This is a genomic window from Mesorhizobium sp. M1273, from assembly GCF_040318195.1.
Lineage (GTDB): Bacteria > Pseudomonadota > Alphaproteobacteria > Rhizobiales > Rhizobiaceae > Mesorhizobium.
Map to the genome: position 1 here is coordinate 74,158 of NZ_JAMYLV010000012.1, position 21,243 is coordinate 95,400.

The following is a 21,243-nucleotide window of genomic DNA, read 5'->3' on the forward strand; positions in this document are numbered from 1 at the left end:
AATGCTGGCGCGACCGTAGCGCATGACTTCGAAAATCGGAATCGATTTTCGGACCGATCATTCCCGGTTGCTGCGTGTCTCTTTGCGCATGGACGCCATGCAGAATCGACGATTTCAAAAAGCGTCAGCGGAGCTTACCTTCTTAATGTGGAGGAAAAGTCCTGTTGCCCTGCAAAGGAGACCGTCATGTCCACGATTTCACCTAGACGCGGATTTTTCAAAAACGCTGTGAAAGCGCTGATCGAAGCTCGCCAGCGCGAAGCGAGCCGGTATGTAAGCGGCGTTCTGCTTGGCTTTGACGACGAAACGCTGAAAGCTCACGGCTACGATCGCGAACAGCTGAAGAAAGCGGCGAACTCGCGCTAAGTCCGAGCGGATTCCGGCTTGCGTTGAAGGCGTCGCGCCTCAGCGCTTGAGGTGAATCGTCACCCAGCCCTCGCGGTGCAAGGTGCGGACGTGCCGGAATTTCTGGCCGACATAGGCCGCGATTACCGCATCGCGCTGGCGCTCGAGGATGCCCGACAAAACAATCGAGCCACCGAGCGCGATATGCTCCGCCATTTGCGGCGCCAGGCGCATCAGCGGCCGCGCCAATATGTTGGCGACGATCAAGTCGAAGGGCGCGCGCGCGGCAAAGATCGGGTGGTGGAATCCGGGCGCCGTCACTGTTTCGACGAGCCCCTTGACGTGGTTCAGCCGCGCATTGGCGGCGGCCACCTTGACGGCGACCGGGTCGATGTCGGTCGCCAGCACCGGTATATGCGCGAGCCTGGCCACTGCGATCGCGAGCACCGCGCTGCCGGTGCCAAGGTCGAGCGCGTTGCGCGGATGCTCGCGCCGTACGACCTGCTCCAGCATTTCGAGGCAGCCGGCGGTGGTGCCGTGATGGCCGGTGCCGAAAGCAAGGCCGGCCTCGATCTCTATGGCGATTTCGCCGCTGTGGCGCTTCCTGCGGTCATGCGCGCCATGGACGAAGAAGCGCCCGGCCCGCACCGGCTTCAATCCCTCCAGCGAGCGCGCCACCCAGTCGATGTCGGGCAGCGTTTCGCGCGCTATAGGCTTCGACAGCGACAGTCCGGCAAGTACATCCCTGAGCCGCGCCTCGACCGCATCGACGTCGTCGCCGGCATAGAGCGACACTTCGTGGATGTCGCGGTCCTCGTCGACCTCGAGCACTGCAATCGGCAGGCCCTCATCGTCGAACGCCGCACCGAGCGCCGCGAAGATGCGATCAGCCTCGATCTTGCCCGCGGTGAAATACAAACGCGTCTGCGTCATTACCGGATGTGTCAACCTTCCGCCGCCAGCCGTTTGAGCTTGGCGATGGCGGCGTCCGGGCTTTCGCCATAGGCAATAGTGCCGGCGAAATCGCCCTTGGCATTGAGCAGCAGCACCGAAGCGGTGTGGTCCATCGTGTAGTCGCCGTCGTTCGTGTCGACTTTCTTCCAGTAGATGCCGAAGGACTTGGCCATGGCGTGGACCTTATCCGGATCGCCTGATATGCCGAGGATGCGATCGGAGAAATTGCTGACATAGGTGTTCATGATTTCCGGCGTATCGCGCTCCGGGTCGACCGTAACGAAATAGGCACGCAGGTTCTTGCCGTCGTCGCCCATCGTCTTCAGCCAGCCGGCCAACTCGAAAAGCGTGGTCGGGCAGACTTCCGGACAGTGCGTGAAGCCGAAGAAGACCACGCTGGGGTGGCCGCGAAACGCGGCTTCGGTGACCGGCGCGCCCTTCTGGTCGACCAGCGTGAACGGTGCTCCGAACGGCTCGCCGCCATAATGTCCGCGGTACCAGTCGAAGGTGAGCCAGCCGATGCCAGCGGCCATCAGGACGAGAATACCGACCAGAATTGAACGCATCATCAGTGAAGTCCGTCGTTATTTCCATCGGGCGCCGGGTTGGCGCCGTGAAGGCCCTGGCTTGGCGAACACTCTTAGCGGTTCGGTCGCGCCGACGCAAAGATGTCGCGTTGCCGCAACCGGCAATCCTGTGGGAGGCGATCTGCTTGCAAAGCGCTGCCGTTCGTCCCACCTGAGGTCGGCAAATTCGAACCGCAGGAGGCCTCTTTGCGAAAACTGATTGGCGGTGCGTTAGCCGCATGCCTGGTCATTGGCGCCGGCGCGGCCGCCGCCGAGGAAGTCGGCAAGGTCGGCGTCGATTGGCTCGGCAACGATATCATCGTCGAGGCGATCAAGGATCCGAAGGTCGAGGGCGTGACCTGCCACGTCTCCTATTTCGACCGTGGCATGATCGACCGCCTGCAGAAAGGCAACTGGTTCGAGGACCCGTCCGATTCCTCGATCTCCTGCCGCCAGACCGGGCCGATCACCATTGGCGACATCGACATGAGCGAGGCCGGCGAGGAGGTGTTCAAGCAAGGCATCAGCCTGATCTGGAAAAAGCAGGTGGTGAACCGCATCTACGACAAGGCCAACGAGACGCTGATCTACCTGTCGCATTCGCGCCAGGTGCAGGATGGCTCGGCAAAAATGTCGGTCACCACCGTGCCGCTCTACGGCCAGAACGTGGTGTGGACCAGCGGCAAGCCGAAATAGAGACTGAAGGTGCTACGGGGTCCTTGGCGCGTCCAAACGGATGCGCGGCGCTGCACTCGGCTTGCGAGACTATGCGCGCGGGCGTAAAGCGCCCGCATGGACCGTCCTGAACACCTTGTCCTAAAAGATCCCGAGCCGCGCATCCATCCGACGGCGGAGCTGAAGGCGTGCAAGCTTGGACGTTATGCGTCGATCGGCGAGCGCGTCATCCTGCGCGAGGTGATGGTCGGCGACTTTTCCTACTTCGAGCGCCACGCCGAGGCGATCTATACGACGATCGGCAAATTCTGCTCGATCGCCGCCAACAGCCGCATCAATGCGCTGGAGCATCCGGTCGAGCGGCTGACGCAGCACAAAATCAGCTATCGGCCCAACGAGTACTTCCGCTGGCTGGGTGTCGATCAGGCATTCCGCGACCGGCGGCGGGCGAGAGCCGTCAGCATCGGCCACGATGTCTGGATCGGCCATGGCGCCGTGATCATGCCGGGCGTGGCGATCGGCAATGGCGCGATCGTCGGTGCCAACTCGGTGGTGACGCGCGACGTGCCGGCCTATGCAATCGTCGCCGGCGTTCCGGCCACGCCATTGCGGCAGCGCTTCAGCGCGGGAACTGCGGCCCGGATCGAACGTCTTGCCTGGTGGGACTGGCCGGTCGAGAAACTGGCCAGGGCAGTCCCCGACATGCAGGCCTTGCCCATCGAGGCTTTCCTCGACCGCTGGGAAAACGGCGCCCCCTGACTTCGGGGCGTATCTGCAAGCGGTCCGACGGCCTGCGCGATCTGCTCCTCCAACAATGTACCCGCGATCTTCCGCCACGAGGGAACCAGGAGCGGCTGCCAACTGTTTCTGCAGACACAATGAACTCGGCTTCCGTCCGGGTTCGTCGCCCGGCTGTTGAGGGAGTTTGAATGATTGAGAAGCTTTTCACCAGGATCGCCAACAACGTCGCCCATTTTGCCGGCCTGCCGCCGACGTTTGCCGTCTGTTTCCTTATCATCGTCGTCTGGGCGGCAAGCGGGCCGATGTTCGGCTTTTCGGACACCTGGCAGCTCGTCATCAACACCGGCACGACGGTCGTCACCTTCCTGATGGTGTTTCTCATCCAGAACACCCAGAACCGCGATGGCGCCGCGATCCAGGCGAAGCTCGACGAATTGATCCGGGTCAGCACAGCCCAGAACACCTTCATCGGTATCGAACACCTGACTGAGACCGAGGTCGAAGAGATCCGCAAGAAATGCGAACAGGCAGCGAAGCGGCATGATCAGAAGCTTGCCGAGTTGGCAGCCGAGAAAGCCATGGCGAAGAAGCGGAACACGAAGAAGCACGCAGCGGCGTGATATAAAGGTCCGGCGCATACCTGCGAAGATCGGATCCGATTCTTTGCTCTGGTGATCTTCGGTTCGGGATCATGCGCTGCGTGTCATGAATGCCGCGAAAGCATCCTTGTAGTCCGGATGCCAGCGCGACAGAGCAGGACGGTTCTCAATGATATCGCCAATTGCCCAGGCCATGCGCTTTTCGTCCATGGGCCGGGTCGCCTCGTTATCGGGACACAGGATGTAGAAATCGCCACGCAGCAGCGAGGCCAGCATGAAGTCGATGACCTGCTCGCCGGTCCAGGCGCCGGCCGGCTTTTCGGTCGCACCTTCGGTCAGGCCGGTAAAAGTGAACCCGGGAATGAGCAAATGCGCCGCGACATTGGCGCCGGGCTCGTTGCGCAGCGCGTGTGCAAGGCCCTCGGTATAGGTCTTCACGCCAGCCTTGGAGACGTTGTAGGCGAGGTTGCCGGGCGGCGTGGTGATACCTTGCTTGGAGCCGGTGTTGACGATCAGGCCGGGCTTTCCCGCCGCCAGCATGCGTGGCGCGAACGCCTCTACGCCATGGACGACACCCCAGAAATTGATGTCCAGCAGCCGCTTCCAGGCGTCACGGTTCTCCCAGGGCTTGCCGGGGTTATTGCCGACGCCGGCATTGTTCATCAGCAGCGACACGTCGCCGAAAGTGCCGGATGTCCGTTCGGCCAGCCGGTCGAGGTCTTCGGCCTTCGAGACATCGGTGGCGACGGCAAGTACGGCGCTCTGCCCGCCGATAGCAGCGACGGCGCGGGCAGCCTCATCAAGGCGTTCGCCGCCGATATCGGCCAGCACGATCTTCATGCCCATCGCCGCCAGCCGTTTGGCGGCGGCAAGGCCGATGCCGCTGGCCGCGCCGGTAATGACGGCGACATTGCCGGAGGCAAGTGCAGGCAGGGCGGTCTGGATCTCGGCGTCGGTGGTCATGATTTTCTCCTGTTCTGGCCGCGGCGAACTTAGCGCGGAAAAAGGCTCGCGCAAGCCGGTCCCGGCATCTTCGGGTTGACCGCATCGGCGGGCGCTGCGCATGCTGATATCGAAAAAGGAGACCTGACGATTGACCGACTGGATCGAGATCCTGAAAGAACAGACCGCCACCGGCGACCAGATGAGCCGCGAGGTACCGCAGATGCTCGCCAATCCCGACATCAGCGAAGCGCAAGTTATGACGCTGTTTTCGGCGCTCGAAAAACAGGCCGAATTCGTCGAAAAGCTGCGTATGGCGCTGGAAAAATTCGGCCATGATTTTTCAGTGATCAAGGCGGCCGAGCGGCTGGAGGAGCGCTACGCCGACCTTGCCGCTTCGGTAGCGGAAAAGCTGAAAGCAATGCGAGGCTAGACGGGGCCTATTTCTCGATCAGCCGCTCGAAGCGTCTGTCCGGCACGAACCAGATCATCGCCACCAGGACATAGATCGAGACACCGATCCAGTGATTGACGAAGGTCAGCGCGATGGCGGAAAGATAGAGGACCAGCGAGATCTTTCCCTTGAGGTCATTGCCCAACGCCCTGGCGAAGAGAGTCTCGTTGCCGTGCAGTCGATGCAGGGCCATGGTGAGGATGTTGAAGCCGATGGCGCAGAGCGCTAGGTCGACGCCATAGACAGCAACCGGCACCGGCGCGAAATGGTTCTCACCCATGAAGGCTGTCGTCGCCGGCATCAGCGATAGCCAGAACAGCAGGTTGAGGTTCGCCCACAGCACGCGGCCGTCGACCCGCTGCACGGTATGGAACATGTTGTGCAAATTGTTCCAGTAGATGCCGACATTGATGAAGGACAGCACATAGCTGAGGAAGATCGGCCAGAGTGGTGCCAGCGCGGAAAAATCCTCGCCATGCGGCACCTTCAATTCCAGCACCATGATGGTGATGATGATGGCGACCACGCCATCGGTGAATGCCTCGACTCGTCCCTTGCCCATGAATCTCCCCTGACAATCCGCTGAAGTTAAAAGAGGATCTCGCTCAGCGCCATCGGCAAAGCTGCCAAACTTGTCAGGAGCAAGCCGGGGAGGGGGAACGGCTGACGCGAAAAAGGCGTTAGGATGTCAGATCCCGAACAGCAAAAGGTCGAAAAAATGACCGCTCACGCTCAAGTCATGACGCGCGATTACGAACTCGGCGGCCGCGCTGCAGCGGCCACCGTGGCCGCTATGATCGCGGCTCTTTTCGCCGGCAGCACGGCGCTGACGCCGCTTTACATCATCTACAAGCAGGTCTTCGGCTTCTCACAGATCACTTTGACGCTGGTCTACGCCGTCTATGTCATCGGCAATCTGGCGGCGCTGCTGATGTTGGGGCGTGTGTCCGATGTCATCGGGCGCCGTCCAATGGCATTGGCCGGGATGGCGGTGGCCGTGGTCAGCGCGGTGGTTTTCCTGTTCGCCGAAAATGTCGCATGGCTCGACATCGCCCGAATTCTGAGCGGACTGGGAATCGGCGTCGGCGCGGGCACCGGCACCGCCTGGCTCGCCGAATTGCTCCCGACCGACGACAAGTCACAGGCGGCGACGATTGCCACCAGCACCAATTTTCTCGGCCTCGGCCTCGGTGCGCTGGGAGCCGGGTTGCTCGCCGAATACGCGCCTTGGCCGCTCAGGCTGACATTCGTCGTCTACCTGGCGATGCTCGCGACTGTAACCCTGCTGGTCTGGCGCACGCGGGAAACCGTTTCGCGGCCGGGGAAACTGGCTGACGTTTCGATGCGGCCGCGCCTTTCCGTGCCCGATGCCATCCGCGCAAATTTCGTTGCGCCGGCGGTGACCGGCTTTGGCGCAATGGCGCTGGTCGGCTTTTATGCAGCACTCGCACCGAGCATTTTGGCGCAGCAACTGCAGGTAACCAACCATGCCGAAGCCGGCGCTCTGTTCTTTGAATTGGCGATCGTGACGGCCGCCACCATTGTAGCGACGGCACGTCTTTCGAGCCGAGCCGCGATGTTCGCGGCGCTTGCGCTGATGATCCCAACCGTCGCGCTGATTGTTGCGGCGCAGGTCTTCGCCTCGATGACCATAATGATTGCCGGCACCGCCTTGTGCGGCGTGGCGGCAGCGCTCGGCTATCGCGGCGGCTTGCAAGTGGTGAACGAGATCGCGCCGGCGGACCGGCGCGCCGAAGTCGTCTCGGCCTTCTTCATCTGCTGTTTTTGCGGCAACGCGCTGCCGGTCATCGGCATCGGCGTTCTGTCGACGGTGGCAGGTGCGACCGCGGCAAGCCTGGCCTTTGCCGGCATGATTGTCGTCTTTTCCCTGGTCGCTCTCGGGTTTGGCGCGAAATACGCGCGCTGAGCCGACCTTTCAGCCGTTCGGTGTCTCGGGCGAAAGGTGCGCGCGCTGGCGCGGTACGCCGAGGCCGGTATCCGGCGGTTCGCCGGCAGCCGGCCGGCTCTCGATCATGTGCAGGCTGCGCCAGCGGCCGAAGCGATAATAGGCCGCGGCCAGCACGAGCGAGGTTACAGAGCCAGCCGGAAAGCTCCACCACAGAGCTTCCTCGCCGATCACGCTTCGGAAGAAATAGGCGAAGCTGGTGCGCACCAGCAGCACCGAGATCACCAGGATGATCAGCGGCGGCATCACCGCGCCGGTGGCACGCACGGTGGCGAAGAGCACGATGGTGATGCCGAACAGGATGAAGGACCACGACGCGATCTTGTTAATGTGAGTGGCGATGTCGATTGCTGCACTGTCGCTGCCAAGGAAGAGGCTGAGCACCGCGCGATCGAATACGAACAGCAGCGCGACGAGCATCCCGGTGAGCACAAGGTTGAAGCCGACGCCGGAGGTGGCGATGCGTCCAATCCGGTCCCAGCGCCTGGCGCCGACATTTTGCGCCGCCATGGACGACACCGCGGCGCCGATGGCGAGCGCCGGCATCTGGATATAGGTCCAGAGCTGTGCGGCTATGCCGTAGGCAGCCGCGACCTGCGAGCCGTACGAGTTGACCATGCCCATCACCGTCAGCGCCGCGGCCGAAACGACGATCATCTGCAGGCCCATCGGCACGCCCTTGAAGACGACGATGCGCAGCAGCGCCGGGTCCGGCCGCAGCAGAGCGAGATTAGCGCCGGCCAGCCGCAGCGGGTGCTTGCGCGCATAAAGCACGATCAGGATGGCAACCACGCTTACCGTCTGGCCGATCAGCGTCGAGGTGGCCGAGCCGGCGATGCCGAGTTCGGGGAACGGGCCGATGCCGAGGATGAGCAACGGGTTCAAAACGACGTCGAGCACGACGGCCAGCGCCATGAACAGGAAAGGCGTGCGCGAATCGCCGGCGCCGCGCAGCACCGTCATGACGAAGGACAGCAGGTTCATCATCGGCACGGCGAGGAAGATGATGCGCAGATAGGAGCGCGCCAGCGGCAACGCGTCGGCCGGCGTGCCGAGCGCATCGAGGATCGCATCGACCCAGATCCAGCCGCAGACCGCGAACACCACCGAGACGAGGAAGAAGAAGGTGGCGCTGGTTCCGACGATGCGCCGGGCTTCGGGCAGGTCACGAGCGCCGACGGATTGTGCGACCAGGATGGTCGCCGCCATGCCGATGCCGAAGACGGTGCCGAGGATGAGAAACAGCACGAGGTTGGCATTGGACGTGGCGGTCAGCGCCGCTTCACCGAGGAAACGGCCGACCCACACGGCATTTATCGAGCCGTTGAGCGACTGCAGCACATTGGAGCCGAGCACCGGCAGGGCAAACAGCAACAGGGTGCGCGGGATAGGCCCACTGGTGAGGTCGCCGGTCTGCCGGCGCGGGGGCATGTTGTCGTCCATGGCAGGCAACTCGGCGAAGGCTTGTCTGAGTCCGCAATGATTGCCGATTTAACGGGAGAGGTCGATGCGGCGCTGTAAATTCCGCCTGGCGTGCCTTGATCTAAGCATTTCTCAACCTTCCGGAATCGTATATTGATCCCGCACGCGTGGGGCCGCATTTTCCTGGATCTCATGGGTAGGCCGGGGGGCTCATGTCCGATATTCCGTTGTTTTTTGAGCGCCTGAACCGGCGCGCCTTTCTTGGTGCATCCGCTCTGGGCGCGGCCTCCGTGGCTCTTTCGTCGTGCACTACGACGGACGTGGCGGCGCCGGTGCCCGCGGCACCAAGCGATCCGGCTTTCGGCGATGCCGCAAGCATGTATGGCGCGCGCATCGACGAGGGCTATCAACTGCCGGCAATCCCGGTAGCCAAGGTCGATCCGAAATTCGTGCGTCAAATCGTGGCCGACCCGACTGGAGAAAAACCCGGCACGATCGTCGTCGATACTTCCGAGCACTTCCTCTATTTGGTGCGCGACGGCGGCAAGGCAATTCGCTATGGCGTCAGCCTCGGCAAGGCCGGTTTCGGATGGACCGGCAGCGCCGTGGTTCAGGCGAGGAAGAAGTGGCCGGTCTGGACGCCGCCGCCGGAAATGATCCAACGCCGGCCGGAACTGGCGAAATACAAGGACGGCATGCCGCCCGGCCCGCAGAGCCCGCTTGGTGCCCGCGCGCTGTATCTCTTCCGTGACGGCAAGGACACGATGTATAGGCTGCACGGCACGCCGGAGTGGGATTCCATTGGGAAGAACGCTTCCTCCGGCTGTGTGCGCTTCATGAATCAGGACATTATCGACCTCTACAGCCGCGTCGACGGCGTCGCGCCGGTCTTCGTGCGCCCGAACCTGTCGGCCGCCGGGAAGATCGCCGCCGTGTCGAACAGGACGGCCGAGCCGATCGATGCCGGCGTGCCAAAGGACGCGGAGATGTTGAGGTAAGTGCCTTCGACTGGATCGTCAGTCGCAGGTTTTGCAACGCACTGGGACACCGTCCTTGCGCGGGCGAGCCGCAACTGAAGGGCACGACCGCTCAATCGCGCCAGCTCAGGCGGACGCGTTCCGCGCGTCCGCCTGTATGGGTGCCGCTACTTCTTGGCGAGGCCTGGGAGCGTGACCTGATAGACCAGGAACATGGTGTCGACATCGGCGCCATCCTCGGCCTTGTAGGCCGCGCCTACCTGGAAGCCGTCCTGCGTGAGGAAGTCATTGTCATTGGCGACGAACAGGAAATAGTCGTCGGGCAGTGTCGGATCGAGGACGCTCACCACCGACATCGCCTCCCACTTCTCCGAAAGGTTGTTGCGGTCGTTGGGCGCGCCATTGTGCAGCCCGAAGCGGCCGAGCTCGGTCTTGTCGTTGATGTCAATGAGCGGCGTCAGCTTGGCCGGCGTCACCGATGGATCGAGCTCACCCTTGGGCGCCAGCGGCTTGTCCTTGTCGAATTCTGTGCCGGCGACATCGGTTGCCGCAGACAGATCGACGACGCTGATCTCGCGGTGGAGCGAGGTGTCGCCCTTCAGCCCCTGGCCATTGCCGCTGTCGCGCGCCAGCATCAGGAAGGTCTTGTCCGACAGCGCCACGATTTCGCTCTGCGCGGCGATCTTGGTTTTGCCCTTGGCATCGGTGAACACCGGCAGCGGCACGACATATTCATGCGCGAGCTTGAGCTGGCCGGGATCCGAGGCATCGTAGACCAGCGCGCGCGTGTTCTGACGCGTCGAGGCGGAATCGCCGCCATCCTGCCTTGGGGCCGACTGCAGCACGGCAATCAGGAACTTCCCGTCCGGCGTCAGCGCCATGCCTTCGAGGCCCTGGTTGTTCTGACGGCCGGTTTCGGGATCCTTCGGATCTGGGTCTGCCGCGCCAAGTCCCGGATTGTTGGAAGCAAAGTTTGGCGTCCCGTGACGCATCGGGACAAGCGCCGCCGGCGGCTGCGTTGCCGACATCAGACGCCCATCGGCGGAGAAGCGGTAGATGTTCGGACCGTATTCGTCCGAGATGAACAGCGTGCCGTCGGGCAGCCGCGCGATCGCTTCGTTATCGAGCGCGAGCTTGCCGTTGGCTTCGGGCAGGATCGGCATGTCGTCGGTCGCGGCACGCACGCCGTTGAGCGGATCGAGGCCGGTTGCGTCGGTACCCTTGTCGTCGGTCAAAAGGATGGTGTCTGCAAGCGTCGCCTTGAGGCCCGATTGTTCCTGGCCGGTGGCCGGTGCCGCACCCGGCGCGATCGGGGCGAACTCGATGGCGATCGTGTTGAGGCGCGGACGGTAATCGGTGGTGCCGACGACATTGTAGCCGCGATCCGGCAGCAGCCATAGCGAGCCCTTGTAGCCATCGGCGCCATGTGTCCAGCCGGCAGCGTCGATCGACATGCCCGAGCCCGAGCCAAACGTCTCGCCGAACTTGTCCTTCTGGCTGGCCGGGATGCGGCCGACACCGACCATGCCCTTGTTGACGAAGCTGACGCCGCCGACGGTCGCGGCGTTTTCTGCCAAGGCCGGGGTCAAGGCGGTGAACATCGCCAGCGCGACGGCGAGGGACGCGGTTCGGTGCAGGTTTTTCATGGGTATCCTCTTTGAGACAAAGCTGCCGGGATCTGAAAAAGCGCCGCGTCGCATCAAGGATGCCGCGAAAGCCTTCGGAGAAGCGATCTAGGACGCGAACATGATACTTGCGTGACAGTGCCGCGCTTGCTTGTCCCCCGTGGTCGCAACTGGCCTGGGTATGGCGAATTCGTCGTCGCCGAGCGAGCAATTAACAACTTTACAAATAATCGTTATAATGTAAAGTTATGACAATGAAAGGTCCCCGATGACTGCCTATCGTTTCGCCACCCGCCTCAATTCCTTTGCCTCGCGGCCACAGTCCGAGTGGCCCGATCTTGTCGGCAAACCGTCCATGCTGCAAATGGCGGCACGTGCGGCGAAGGTTGCGGAGTTGACCGATCTCGACCTCAACTACCCCGACCATGTCGATGAAAAGCCTGCGGAAATAGCGCGCAAACTCGGCGATATCGGGCTTTCCATCAATGGTTTCGCCATGCGCTACTATTCCAATCCGGCTTTCAAGCTCGGCGCCTTCACCAACCCGGATCCTGCCATTCGCCGCGAAGCCATCGACCTGACCAAGGCCGGCATCGACGCCACCCGCGAGGCGGGCGCCAGCCTGATGACCTTGTGGCTCGGGCAGGATGGCTTCGACTATGCCTTCCAGGTGGACTACGCAGCGCTCTGGCAACACGAAATCGATGGCATTCGTGAAGTTGCGGCGCATGATCCGGGCTGCCAAATCAGCCTTGAATACAAACCCAACGAGCCGCGCTCCTACAGCCTGATGCCAGATGCGGCGACTACATTGCTGGCGATCCGCGAGATCGGCCTGCCAAATCTCGGCGTGACGCTCGATTTCGCCCATGTGCTCTATGCCGACGAGCAGCCGGCCTTTGCCGCAGCACTCGTGGCGCGACACAGCAAGCTGCTCGGCGTGCATCTCAACGACGGCTACGCCAAGCGCGACGACGGCCTGATGGTCGGGGCCGTGCATACGCTGCAGACGATCGAGCTGCTCAGGCAGATCCGTCGAGACGGCTATGCCGGCGCCATCTACTTCGACACGTTCCCCGACATGACCGGGCTCGACCCGGTCCACGAATGCGAAGTCAACATCGCGACTGTCAAGCGCATGCTGCGCTTCGTCGATCGGCTGGAAAAGGACAATCGCCTGTCCACTGCCGTCGACCGTCAGGACGCGGTCGCCTCGCAGGCCATCATCCAGGAAGCCATGCTCGGGCCGGACAGCTGAGGCCGGCGGCATAGACCGTTTTTCAACAAGGGAGGAAGATCATGAAATTTCTACTTGCCACCGCTGCCGCTGCCCTGATGGCGCTGTCCATCGGCTCGGCTTTTTCCGCGGACCTCGCGCCGCTCAATTCCGACACCGAGAAGGATCGCATCGACTGGTCGCAGCTCGAGGCCAGGTTCGGTGCGTTCCCCAAGCTGCCCGAGGGTACCAAGGCGGGTGCGGTCTCCAAGACGCTGACCAATGAATACTGGCGCTCGCTGGGAGAGGGCTACAAGTCGTTCGGCGACCGCACCGGCGTGCCCGTCGTCTACCAGGCAGCGCAGAGCGAGGGCGACCAGCTCGGTCAGCTCACCATCGCCGAAGGCCTGGTCACACAGGGCTACAACGTGCTGCTCGTCTCGCCGCAGACCGACTCCAACCTGCAGCCGATCATGGAACAGGCCAAGGCGGCCAACGTGCCGGTGGTCAACGTCAACGACGCGGTCATCCCGCAGGCCGAGCATTATGTCGGTAATGTCCAGCGCGACAACGGCGTGCGCGTCGCCAAATGGTTCATCAAGAACCGGCCGGACGGCGGCAAGGTCGCCATCGTCGAAGGCCAGGCCGGCGTCTACGCCGCCGTCCAGCGCACCGATGGTTTCAAGACAACGATCACCGAGGCCGGCAAGTTCGACGTCGTCGCCAGCGTCCCCGGTAACTGGGATCGCCAGACCTCCTACGACGCGGCCACCAACATCCTGCAACAGCACCCCGATCTGATCGGCTTCTATGCCAATAATGACGGCATGGCGCTGGGCATCGTCGAGGCGGTCAAGGCTGCCGGGCTGCAGGACAAGGTTGCGGTCTTCGGCACCGACGGGATCTCCGACGCCTATGCCTCGATCCGCGCCGGCGAGCTGACTGGCACCGTCGATTCGTTCCCGGTGCTGACCGGCGAGGTGGCGCTGGAATCGGCGCTGCGGCTGGTGGCCGGGCAGAAGCTGCCGCGCGTCGTCGCCACGCCGCAGGCGCTGATCACCAAGGACAATGCCGACCGTTACTCTGGCGCCGGCGACGCCGTGCGCAAGGCGCTGCTCGAGGACGCGGCAGCGGGCCAGTAGAGCAGGGCCGGCAGGTGCCGGCCTTGGGTCGGCACCTTGCCTGGAGAACCGAAGCAATGTCAGCGCGGCTGCAATTCGAGGGCATTTCCAAAGAGTTTCCGGCTGTGCGGGCGCTGAGCGACGTGTCGTTTTCGGTCGGCGCCGGCGAGATCCATGGCCTGCTCGGTGAAAACGGCGCCGGCAAATCGACGCTGCTGCGCATACTGTCAGGCGTCTACCGACCGACGGCGGGAAGCGTGCTGATCGACGGCAAGCCGGTGACGCTGAACAATCCGGTCGCCGCACGCGCCGCGGGCGTGGCGATGATCCATCAGGAATTACAGCAGGTGCCACGCCTCAGCGTCGCCCAGAACATGTTCCTCGGCCATCCGTTGACGCGCGGCGGCGTCTTCGTCGCACGGCGCGAGCAGGAAAGCCGCGCTGCGGAAGCGCTGGCCGCCATCGACCCGACCATCGATCCGGCAGCCCCGCTTGGCTCGCTGAAGGTGGCGCAGCGGCAGATCGTCGAGATCGCCCGGGCGCTGCTCGACCGCGCCAGGATCGTGGCGATGGACGAGCCGACGTCGAGCCTCACGCCGAGCGAGTTCGAACGGCTGGCGGAAGTCATTGCCGGTCTGGCACGCGACGGTGTCGCCGTCATCTATGTCTCGCACAAGCTGGACGAGGTGTTCGGCATCTGCGAGCGCGCCACTGTCATGCGCGACGGCGTTGTGGTCGAAACCGTCGATCTCGCGCAGGTGTCGGAAAAGGCCGTCGTTTCGATGATGGTCGGCCGCGAGCTTGCCCAGGAACAACACCGCTCGCATGCTTCCCCCGAGATCAGGCTGAGCGTGCGTGGCCTCACCTTGGCAACCAAGGTCCGTGACGTTTCGTTCGACCTGCATCGCGGGTAGGTGTTGGGCATTGCCGGACTGGGCGGCTCCGGCCGCACCTAGCTGCTGCGGCTGCTGGCCGGCGCCGACCGGGCCTCATCAGGCGCAATAGAGATCGACGGCAAGGCGGTAAAGCTTTCCAGTCCGCGCGACGCGATCGCGGCCGGCATCGGCCTGGTGCCGGAGGAGCGCAAGCGCGAAGGCATCGTGCCGTTGCGGTCGATCTCCAGCAACATGGCGCTGGCCTCGATGGGCGTGTTCGCGCCGCGCGGCCTCATCGACCACCGCCGGCTGAAGCGCGTCGCAGCCGAGAAGATGAAGCGAGTCAATCTCAGGCCGTTCCTGCTCGACCGGCCAATTCGGCTGTTCAGCGGCGGCAACCAGCAGAAAGCGATCATCGGCCGCTGGCTGGCGGCGGGAACGCGGATCCTTCTGTTCGACGAGCCGACGCGCGGCATCGATGTCGGCGCCAAGGCGGAGATCTACCACCTGATCGAGGAACTCGCCGCCGAAGGCCATTCGGTTATCGTCGTGTCGTCCGAGTTGCCTGAGGTGATCCGGCTCGCCGACCGCGTGCTGGTCATGCGCGACGGCACGGTCGCCGCCGAACTGGGCCGCGCAAGTCTCAGCGAACACGCGATCGCCGCGCACGCCATACCCCAAACGGAGATTGAGGCCGGCAAGGCGCAAGGCCATCGGGCCGGTGCATAACGGACAGGACCAGCGGATGACCGATATAACCCAACACACAGCAGCGCGCCCAAGGGCAGATTTCCTGCACCGGTTTTCCGTGCGCGACGCCGGCACGCTGATCGGCCTGGTGGTGATCCTTGCCGTCTTCGGGGCGCTGGTCCCCGGCTTTTTTGCCGAGCGTAACCTGATCAACATCCTGCAGCAGTCGAGCATCAATGCCTGCCTGGCGTTGGGCATGACGCTGGTAATCATCTCGGGCGGCATCGATCTGTCCGTTGGGCCGACGGCAGCGGTTTCTGCCGTCATCTCGGCCTCGATGCTGGTTGCCGGCGTGCCGTTTCCGCTGGCCATCGCCGCCGGCTTCGCCATCGGCCTCGCCTGCGGACTGCTCAACGGCGTGCTGGTTGCCTATATCGGGCTGCAGCCCTTCATCGTCACGCTGGGAACGCTCAGCACCTACCGGGCGCTGGCGCTGATCTATACCGGCGGCAATCCGGTGCTCGGCCTGCCTGCCGGCTTCCGTGCCATCTTCAACGGCTCGCTGTTCGGATTGCCATTGGCGGTCATCATCGTGGCCGTGGTCGCGCTGATTGCCTGGATCATCCTCAAGAAGACGCCGTTTGGCGAATATCTGCTCGCCGTCGGCGGCAATGAGGAGGCGGCCTACATAGCCGGCGTGCCGATCGCCCGCACCAAGATCGCCGCCTATATGATCTCGGGCCTGCTGGCAGCGCTTGCAGCGCAGATCCTGATCGGCCGGCTGGGTGCGGCCGAACCCATTCTCGGCAATCTCTGGGAGCTCGACGCCATAGCAGCGGCGGCGATCGGCGGCGCCTCGCTGATGGGCGGCAAGGGCAGCGTCGTCGGCACCATCCTGGGTGCCGTCATCCTTGGCAGCATGCGCAACGGCCTGACGCTGATGAACGTGCAGTCCTTCTATCAGCTCCTGGCAACTGGCCTTATAATCCTCGCCGCGATGCTTATCGATCGCGTGACGAGGGGACGTGGATGACCTTGACCGGGCTGGACCTGAAAGCAGTAGGACCGCGCATTCGCATGATGATGCCGCATCTGACGCCGCTCGAGGCGAAGGTGGTTGAAACCGTCTTCGGACGGCGCGGCTTCGACGAGACCATACCGCTCAAGCAGATCGCCGAGGAGGCCGGTGTCTCGGAGGCGATGGTGGTCAAGATCGCCAAGAAGCTGGGTTTTTCCGGCTATCGCGATTTTCGCACGGCGGTCTATGAATACAGTCGCCTGCCGACCGCCGAGATGCATCAGGAGCTGTCGGTGGACGACAGTTCGGCCGAGATCGTGCAGAAGGTGTTCCGCACCTCTATCCAGGCGCTGGAGGAGACGCTCGCCATCCTCGACATGGACGATTTCGACCGTGCCGCCGATCTGCTTTACCGCGCCAGGAACCGCGATTTCTACGGCGTCGGCGGTTCGGCGCAGATCGCACGCGACGTCTCGCACAAATTCCTGCGCATCGGCATCCGCACCTCTGTCTACGACGATTCGCACATGATGCTGATGTCGGCCTCGCTGCTCGGCGCCGACGACATCGCCGTCGGCTTCTCGCATTCCGGCAACACGAGCGCTGTTATCGACGCCATCCAACTTGCGCGCAAAAGCGGCGCGCGCACGCTGGCAATCACCAACTATGACAACTCGCCATTGGCAGCCGTCGCCGACATCGTGCTCTGCTCGACCGCGCAAGGCTCGCCGTTGATGGGTGAGAACGCAGCGGCGCGCATTGCCCAGCTCAACATCCTCGACGCGCTGTTCGTGGCGGTCGCGCAACGCGACTACCAGGCGGCGGAGCGCAATCTCGGCCGCACCATGTCTGCGGTGACGTCGAAACGGAAAGACAAGAACTCATGAAAGGCAAGCGGCTCATGAAGGTCTGGGGCACATGACGGCTTCCCCGCCGCTGGTGACCGTATTCGGCAGCCTGCATTACGACATCATGGTCGAAGCCCCCGATCGCCCGCGCAAGGGCGAAACGGTGACCGGCCATGCCTGGCATCCGAAATGCGGCGGCAAGGGCGGCAACCAGGCGGTGTCGGCAGCGCGGGCCGGCGTGCGTGCGGCAATGATCGGCGCTGTCGGCGACGACGATTTCGGCCGCGCGCTTCTCGACAATCTCGATCGCAACGGCGTCGACCAGCGCTTCGTGGGAGTGGCTTCGGGCGCCGGCTCGGGCATGAGCGTAGCGATTTTCGACGACAGCGGCGACTATGGCGCGGTGATCGTCTCGGGCAGCAATCTCACTCTCGGCGAAAAGGACATTACTGAGGCGGCCGAGCCGATCGCGCAAACGGCGGTGCTGCTGCTGCAGAACGAGGTGCCGGAAGCTGCCAACATTGCCGCGGCGCGAGCGGTGAAGGCGCATGGCGGCCGCGTCGTTCTCAATGCGGCGCCGGCGCGAAAGCTGACAGCCGAACTGATCGCGCTGACCGACATCGTCATCGTCAACGCCATCGAGGCGGAGTTCCTGGCCGGCGTTTCGGTCGTCGACACGCTCGAGGGTGCTGCGAAGGCGGCCGGCATGCTCGTCGGTTTCTATCCGGCTGCAATCGTCACGGCCGGCGGCGAGGGCGTTGCCTATTGCGACCGCGACGGCCAGGCATTCGCCTTGCCGGCGATGCCGGTGGAGGTGGTCAGCACCCACGGTGCCGGTGATGAATTCGTCGGCGCCTTTGCGGCGTGGCTTGCGCGTGGAGAGCCCGTCGAGGCGGCACTTGCCGCCGCCAATGCCGCCGCTGCCTCGCTGGTCGCAACGCCGGAGCGCGGGCGCGGGGGTCTTGATCAATCTGAGCCTGCTCAGTGACCGCCGCGATTCAATCGCTGTCGCGCGCGATCAGTTCCAGCGGCCAGACTTCACGGATGATGCGTGCGCCTTCGGCGCCGGCGTAAGCCGGGATCGATGCCAGCAGCATTTCGGCCAACCGCTCGCCCATCGGCTCCAGCGCCGGGCGGAAGCCGGTCAGCGCCGGCGAAAAATAGCGACAGAGCGGCGTGTCGACGATGACGATCACCGCAACGTCGTGGCCGGGCCTGATGCCCGCCTCGGCCAGAGCCTTGCAGCCGCCAAGCGCCATCGCGTCGTTGTTGAAGATGATGGCCGTCGGCGGGTCCTTGGAGTGCATGACCTTCGGCGTCACCGCGTAGCCGCCGGCCTCGTTGATGAAGCCGTCGGCGATCAACGCGGGGTCGAATTCGATGCCGTGCCGCCGCAACGCCTTGCGATAGCCGGCGAGGAACAGATAGCCGAAATTGAGGTCGAGCGACGGGCGGATGGCGGCGATGCGGCGGTGACCGCGCGTGACGAGACGATCGACCGCGTCAGCCCCGGCTTTTTCGAAATCGAGGTCGAGCGAGGGATAGGCATCGCCGCCGGAGCGGCTGCGGCCGAGCGTCGCGAACGGGAAACCGGCCTGGGTCAAATAGTCGATGCGCTCGTCCTCGCGCCGCGTCCAGGCCAGCACCACGGCATCGGCCCGCCGCGTCTCGACGACACGGCGCAGGCGCTCCTGCTGATAGTCGCCCGGCGCGCCCATCACCACGATCAGGTCGAGGCCGCTTTCGGCGAGCTTGGCCTGCAATCCGGTCAGGAACGGAATGAAGAACGGCTCGCCATATTCCTGGTCGCCCGGATGAGGCTGCAGCATGAAGGCGATCGAATGGGTGGCGCCGCGCCGTAGGCTGCGGCCGGACTGGTTCGGCGAATAATTCAGCTTCTTGGCCGCATCGAGCACGCGCTGGCGTGTGTCGGCATTGACGTCGGCGCGGCCGTTGAGCGCGCGCGACACCGTGCCGATCGAAATATTCAGGTGACGCGCAAGGTCGTGAATGCTGGACGCCAAAGGACAGTACTCCCCCTTGCTTGGCTAGCACCGGCTGCTCTCCGGGCCAAGCCGACGCCACGATTTTTCACAGCCGGCCAATTGACATTCTACGCCATCGGGTGTGTTCTCGTAAACGTTTACGGAAGAACGCTTGCGGCTCTGCCGTGAACGCCGTGGCGATCGGTCTGGAGGGGCCGAGAGGGAGGAGTGCTGGATGATCAATGTCGTCCTGGTCGGCTGCGGCGCGATGAGCAAAGCCTGGCTCGATGCGGCCAGGCAGATCGACGGGCTTGCCATTGTCGGCCTGGTTGATCTCGACGCCGAAAGGGCGCGGGCAAGGGCGCGCGAATACGAGCTTTCCGGCGCCGTCATCGGAACCGACCTCGACGCCGTGCTCGACCAGACCAGGCCCGACGCGGTATTCGACGTCGTGGTTCCCGCCGCCCGCCGCGAGGTCGCGCTTTCCGCCTTTGCCCACCATTGCCATCTCTTGACCGAAAAGCCGCTCGCCGACAGCCCGGACAATGCGCGTGCCATTGTCGAGGCGGCCCGCAGCGCCGGCCGCATCCATGCCGTCGTGCAGAACCGCCGCTATGTCGCCAACGTCAGGCGCATCCGGCGCTTTCTCGATTCCGGCGCCATTGGTGCGCCAACCAGCATCCACGCCGATTTCTTCGTTGCGCCGCATTTCGGCGGTTTTCGCGAAGAGATGCGCCATGTGCTGCTGCTCGATATGGCGATCCACACATTCGATGCAGCCCGCTACATGGTGGCCGGCGAACCGGCCGGCGTCTATTGCCAGGAGTGGGAGCCGGCCAACTCCTGGTATCGGCAAGGGTCGTCGGCAACCGCAAGCTTCGACCTCGGCAGCGGTAAGCTGTTCACCTATGCCGGCAGCTGGTGCGCGGCCGGCTTCCGTACAAGCTGGGACAGTACATGGCGGATCGTCGCCGAGCGCGGCAGCATTGTCTGGGACGGCGCGGACGGATTGAAGGCGGAAGTCGTGCGGCCGGTCCGTGAAGGCCTGTTCGACCGCACCGAATCGATAGCCGTGCCGCCGCTCGACCCGGCAGATCGCGTCGGCGGCCATCTCGGCATCATCCAGGATTTCGTCCGCGCCGTCGAGACCGGCACCGAGCCGGAGACGCGCGGCGCCGACAACATCAAGAGCCTGGCCATGGTTTTCGCCGCAATCGAGAGCGCCGAAACCGGGCACCGGGTCGCTATCGCTGCACAGGAAGGATCATGATGCCAAACCCGCTGCTCGACATCAGGATCGGCACAATGGTGCGGGCCAATCTGGACGACCCGGCCGCCTATGTCAGGCAGATCCTGCCGCTCGGCTTCGAGAGCATCCAGCCGTTCTTCTGGCAGACGCTGGGCGGCAAGGACATTCCGCGGCTGGCGGGCGAGATCCGCGAGGCGATCGGCGATGCCGATGTCATCGTCTCGTCGATCGGCGTGTTCGGCAATCCGCTGGAGAGCGGCGAGATCGATCGCGGCGTGCTCGAGGCGTGGGAAACGATCATCGACAACGCGCATCTGTTCGGCACCAATGTGGTCAGCGGCTTCACCGGCCGCATTCGCGGCAAGCCGCTGCCCGACAGCCTGCCGCGCTTCCGCGAGGTCTGGGGGAAGCTGGCAAAGCGGGCCGCCGACAAGGGCGTGCGCATCGCCTTCGAGAACTGCGCCATGGACGGCAACTGGGCCAGCGGCGACTGGAACATCGCCCATAACCCGGACGCCTGGGAGCTGATGTTCAACGAATTGCCGGACGACAATCTCGGCCTGGAGTGGGAGCCCTGTCACCAGTTGGTCTATCTGATCGACCCGATCCCGCAGATCCGCAAATGGGCGCCGCGTATCTTCCACGTCCACGGCAAGGACGCGACGGTGCACTGGGACGTGATCCGCGAACATGGCGTGTTCGGCCGCCTGCCGTTCGTGCAGATGCGCACCCCTGGCTTCGGCGATAGCGACTGGACGCGGGTGATCAGCGAGCTGCGGCTGGCCGGCTACAAGGGCGCCATCGACATTGAGGGCTGGCACGACCCGGTCTATCGCGGCGATCTCGAGATCACCGGCCAGGCGCGGGCACTGGATTATCTCCAACAATGCCGGGGAGGCGCGAGCTACCTGCCGAACCCGGTGTGAGGCTAATGCATGTCGCGCAAAAGTGCCCAGCGGTTTTGCGATAACGACA

General features: G+C 63.8%; 21 protein-coding genes and 1 pseudogene. 15 read left to right on the top strand and 7 right to left on the bottom strand.

Features of this window, described 5'->3' with window-relative positions; genetic code table 11:
* Positions 1 to 186 precede the first annotated feature (186 nt).
* Positions 187 to 366 carry a hypothetical protein gene (locus NKH30_RS15170; RefSeq protein ID WP_352450114.1) on the top strand — a complete coding sequence of 60 codons (180 nt, stop codon included), beginning with the start codon at positions 187 to 189 and terminating at the stop codon, positions 364 to 366.
* A gap of 39 nt (positions 367 to 405) precedes the next feature.
* On the opposite strand, the gene NKH30_RS15175 is transcribed toward NKH30_RS15170, so the two are convergent.
* Together NKH30_RS15175 and NKH30_RS15180 are read right to left on the bottom strand one after the other, a co-directional pair.
* A complete protein-coding gene (locus tag NKH30_RS15175) occupies positions 406 to 1,278 on the bottom strand; it encodes a 50S ribosomal protein L11 methyltransferase (RefSeq protein ID WP_352767762.1) in 873 nt (290 codons plus the stop codon).
* Between the two features lie 11 nt (positions 1,279 to 1,289).
* Entirely contained in the window at positions 1,290 to 1,868 is a 579-nt protein-coding gene (locus tag NKH30_RS15180) for an SCO family protein (protein WP_352450110.1), read from the bottom strand.
* 204 nt (positions 1,869 to 2,072) lie between these two features.
* Between NKH30_RS15180 and NKH30_RS15185 the strand changes: the two genes are divergently transcribed.
* The 3 genes from NKH30_RS15185 (at position 2,073) to NKH30_RS15195 (ending at position 3,901) form a co-directional block, all read left to right on the top strand.
* Positions 2,073 to 2,561, top strand: coding sequence for a CreA family protein (locus NKH30_RS15185; RefSeq protein WP_254818969.1), 489 nt, complete (start codon positions 2,073 to 2,075; stop codon positions 2,559 to 2,561).
* A 96-nt stretch (positions 2,562 to 2,657) separates the two neighbouring features.
* Entirely contained in the window at positions 2,658 to 3,299 is a 642-nt protein-coding gene (locus tag NKH30_RS15190; protein ID WP_352471576.1) for a DapH/DapD/GlmU-related protein, read from the top strand.
* Between the two features lie 170 nt (positions 3,300 to 3,469).
* Positions 3,470 to 3,901, top strand: coding sequence for a low affinity iron permease family protein (locus NKH30_RS15195; protein ID WP_031211766.1), 432 nt, complete (start codon positions 3,470 to 3,472; stop codon positions 3,899 to 3,901).
* Between the two features lie 69 nt (positions 3,902 to 3,970).
* Here the strand turns inward: NKH30_RS15195 and NKH30_RS15200 are convergent, their stop codons facing one another.
* Entirely contained in the window at positions 3,971 to 4,843 is an 873-nt protein-coding gene (locus NKH30_RS15200) for an SDR family NAD(P)-dependent oxidoreductase (RefSeq protein ID WP_352815434.1), read from the bottom strand.
* Positions 4,844 to 4,973: 130 nt separating this feature from the next.
* On the opposite strand from NKH30_RS15200, the gene NKH30_RS15205 reads away from it, so the two are divergent.
* Positions 4,974 to 5,255 (top strand): hypothetical protein, encoded by a 282-nt coding sequence (locus NKH30_RS15205; RefSeq protein WP_023676741.1) that lies wholly within the window; start codon positions 4,974 to 4,976, stop codon positions 5,253 to 5,255.
* A gap of 7 nt (positions 5,256 to 5,262) precedes the next feature.
* Here NKH30_RS15205 and NKH30_RS15210 read toward each other — a convergent pair whose 3' ends face one another.
* Entirely contained in the window at positions 5,263 to 5,838 is a 576-nt protein-coding gene (locus NKH30_RS15210; RefSeq protein WP_023676740.1) for a TMEM175 family protein, read from the bottom strand.
* 156 nt (positions 5,839 to 5,994) lie between these two features.
* On the opposite strand from NKH30_RS15210, the gene NKH30_RS15215 reads away from it, so the two are divergent.
* Positions 5,995 to 7,203, top strand: a complete 1,209-nt coding sequence (locus NKH30_RS15215) for an MFS transporter (RefSeq protein WP_352831197.1) — start codon at positions 5,995 to 5,997, stop codon at positions 7,201 to 7,203.
* Between the two features lie 9 nt (positions 7,204 to 7,212).
* Here NKH30_RS15215 and NKH30_RS15220 read toward each other — a convergent pair whose 3' ends face one another.
* Positions 7,213 to 8,685: an MATE family efflux transporter gene (locus tag NKH30_RS15220; protein WP_352996021.1), complete on the bottom strand. Its 1,473-nt coding sequence runs from the start codon at positions 8,683 to 8,685 to the stop codon at positions 7,213 to 7,215.
* Positions 8,686 to 8,876: 191 nt separating this feature from the next.
* Between NKH30_RS15220 and NKH30_RS15225 the strand changes: the two genes are divergently transcribed.
* A complete protein-coding gene (locus NKH30_RS15225; RefSeq protein WP_352815429.1) occupies positions 8,877 to 9,662 on the top strand; it encodes a L,D-transpeptidase in 786 nt (261 codons plus the stop codon).
* Between the two features lie 146 nt (positions 9,663 to 9,808).
* On the opposite strand, the gene NKH30_RS15230 is transcribed toward NKH30_RS15225, so the two are convergent.
* Complete coding sequence (locus NKH30_RS15230) at positions 9,809 to 11,287, bottom strand: esterase-like activity of phytase family protein (protein WP_352996023.1); 1,479 nt, start codon at positions 11,285 to 11,287, stop codon at positions 9,809 to 9,811.
* 247 nt (positions 11,288 to 11,534) lie between these two features.
* On the opposite strand from NKH30_RS15230, the gene NKH30_RS15235 reads away from it, so the two are divergent.
* The 6 genes and pseudogenes from NKH30_RS15235 (at position 11,535) to NKH30_RS15260 (ending at position 18,022) form a co-directional block, all read left to right on the top strand.
* Complete coding sequence (locus NKH30_RS15235; protein ID WP_352539537.1) at positions 11,535 to 12,524, top strand: TIM barrel protein; 990 nt, start codon at positions 11,535 to 11,537, stop codon at positions 12,522 to 12,524.
* Between the two features lie 41 nt (positions 12,525 to 12,565).
* Positions 12,566 to 13,624 (top strand): sugar ABC transporter substrate-binding protein, encoded by a 1,059-nt coding sequence (locus tag NKH30_RS15240; RefSeq protein ID WP_352539538.1) that lies wholly within the window; start codon positions 12,566 to 12,568, stop codon positions 13,622 to 13,624.
* Positions 13,625 to 13,680: 56 nt separating this feature from the next.
* Positions 13,681 to 15,207 (top strand): annotated as a pseudogene (locus tag NKH30_RS15245) (sugar ABC transporter ATP-binding protein).
* Positions 15,208 to 15,223: 16 nt separating this feature from the next.
* Positions 15,224 to 16,201 (top strand): ABC transporter permease, encoded by a 978-nt coding sequence (locus NKH30_RS15250; RefSeq protein ID WP_352767773.1) that lies wholly within the window; start codon positions 15,224 to 15,226, stop codon positions 16,199 to 16,201.
* A complete protein-coding gene (locus NKH30_RS15255) occupies positions 16,198 to 17,073 on the top strand; it encodes a MurR/RpiR family transcriptional regulator (protein ID WP_023721163.1) in 876 nt (291 codons plus the stop codon). The genes NKH30_RS15250 and NKH30_RS15255 overlap by 4 nt, the downstream gene beginning before the upstream one ends.
* Positions 17,074 to 17,104: 31 nt before the next feature.
* On the top strand, positions 17,105 to 18,022 hold the full coding sequence (locus tag NKH30_RS15260) for a ribokinase (protein ID WP_352996026.1): 918 nt from the start codon (positions 17,105 to 17,107) through the stop codon (positions 18,020 to 18,022).
* Between the two features lie 10 nt (positions 18,023 to 18,032).
* Here the strand turns inward: NKH30_RS15260 and NKH30_RS15265 are convergent, their stop codons facing one another.
* Complete coding sequence (locus tag NKH30_RS15265) at positions 18,033 to 19,058, bottom strand: LacI family DNA-binding transcriptional regulator (protein WP_352996028.1); 1,026 nt, start codon at positions 19,056 to 19,058, stop codon at positions 18,033 to 18,035.
* Positions 19,059 to 19,254: 196 nt separating this feature from the next.
* On the opposite strand from NKH30_RS15265, the gene NKH30_RS15270 reads away from it, so the two are divergent.
* Together NKH30_RS15270 and NKH30_RS15275 are read left to right on the top strand one after the other, a co-directional pair.
* Complete coding sequence (locus NKH30_RS15270; protein ID WP_352996030.1) at positions 19,255 to 20,289, top strand: Gfo/Idh/MocA family protein; 1,035 nt, start codon at positions 19,255 to 19,257, stop codon at positions 20,287 to 20,289.
* A complete protein-coding gene (locus tag NKH30_RS15275; RefSeq protein ID WP_502911476.1) occupies positions 20,289 to 21,194 on the top strand; it encodes a sugar phosphate isomerase/epimerase family protein in 906 nt (301 codons plus the stop codon). Before NKH30_RS15270 ends, NKH30_RS15275 begins: the two co-directional genes overlap by 1 nt.
* The last annotated feature ends 49 nt before the right edge of the window (positions 21,195 to 21,243 follow it).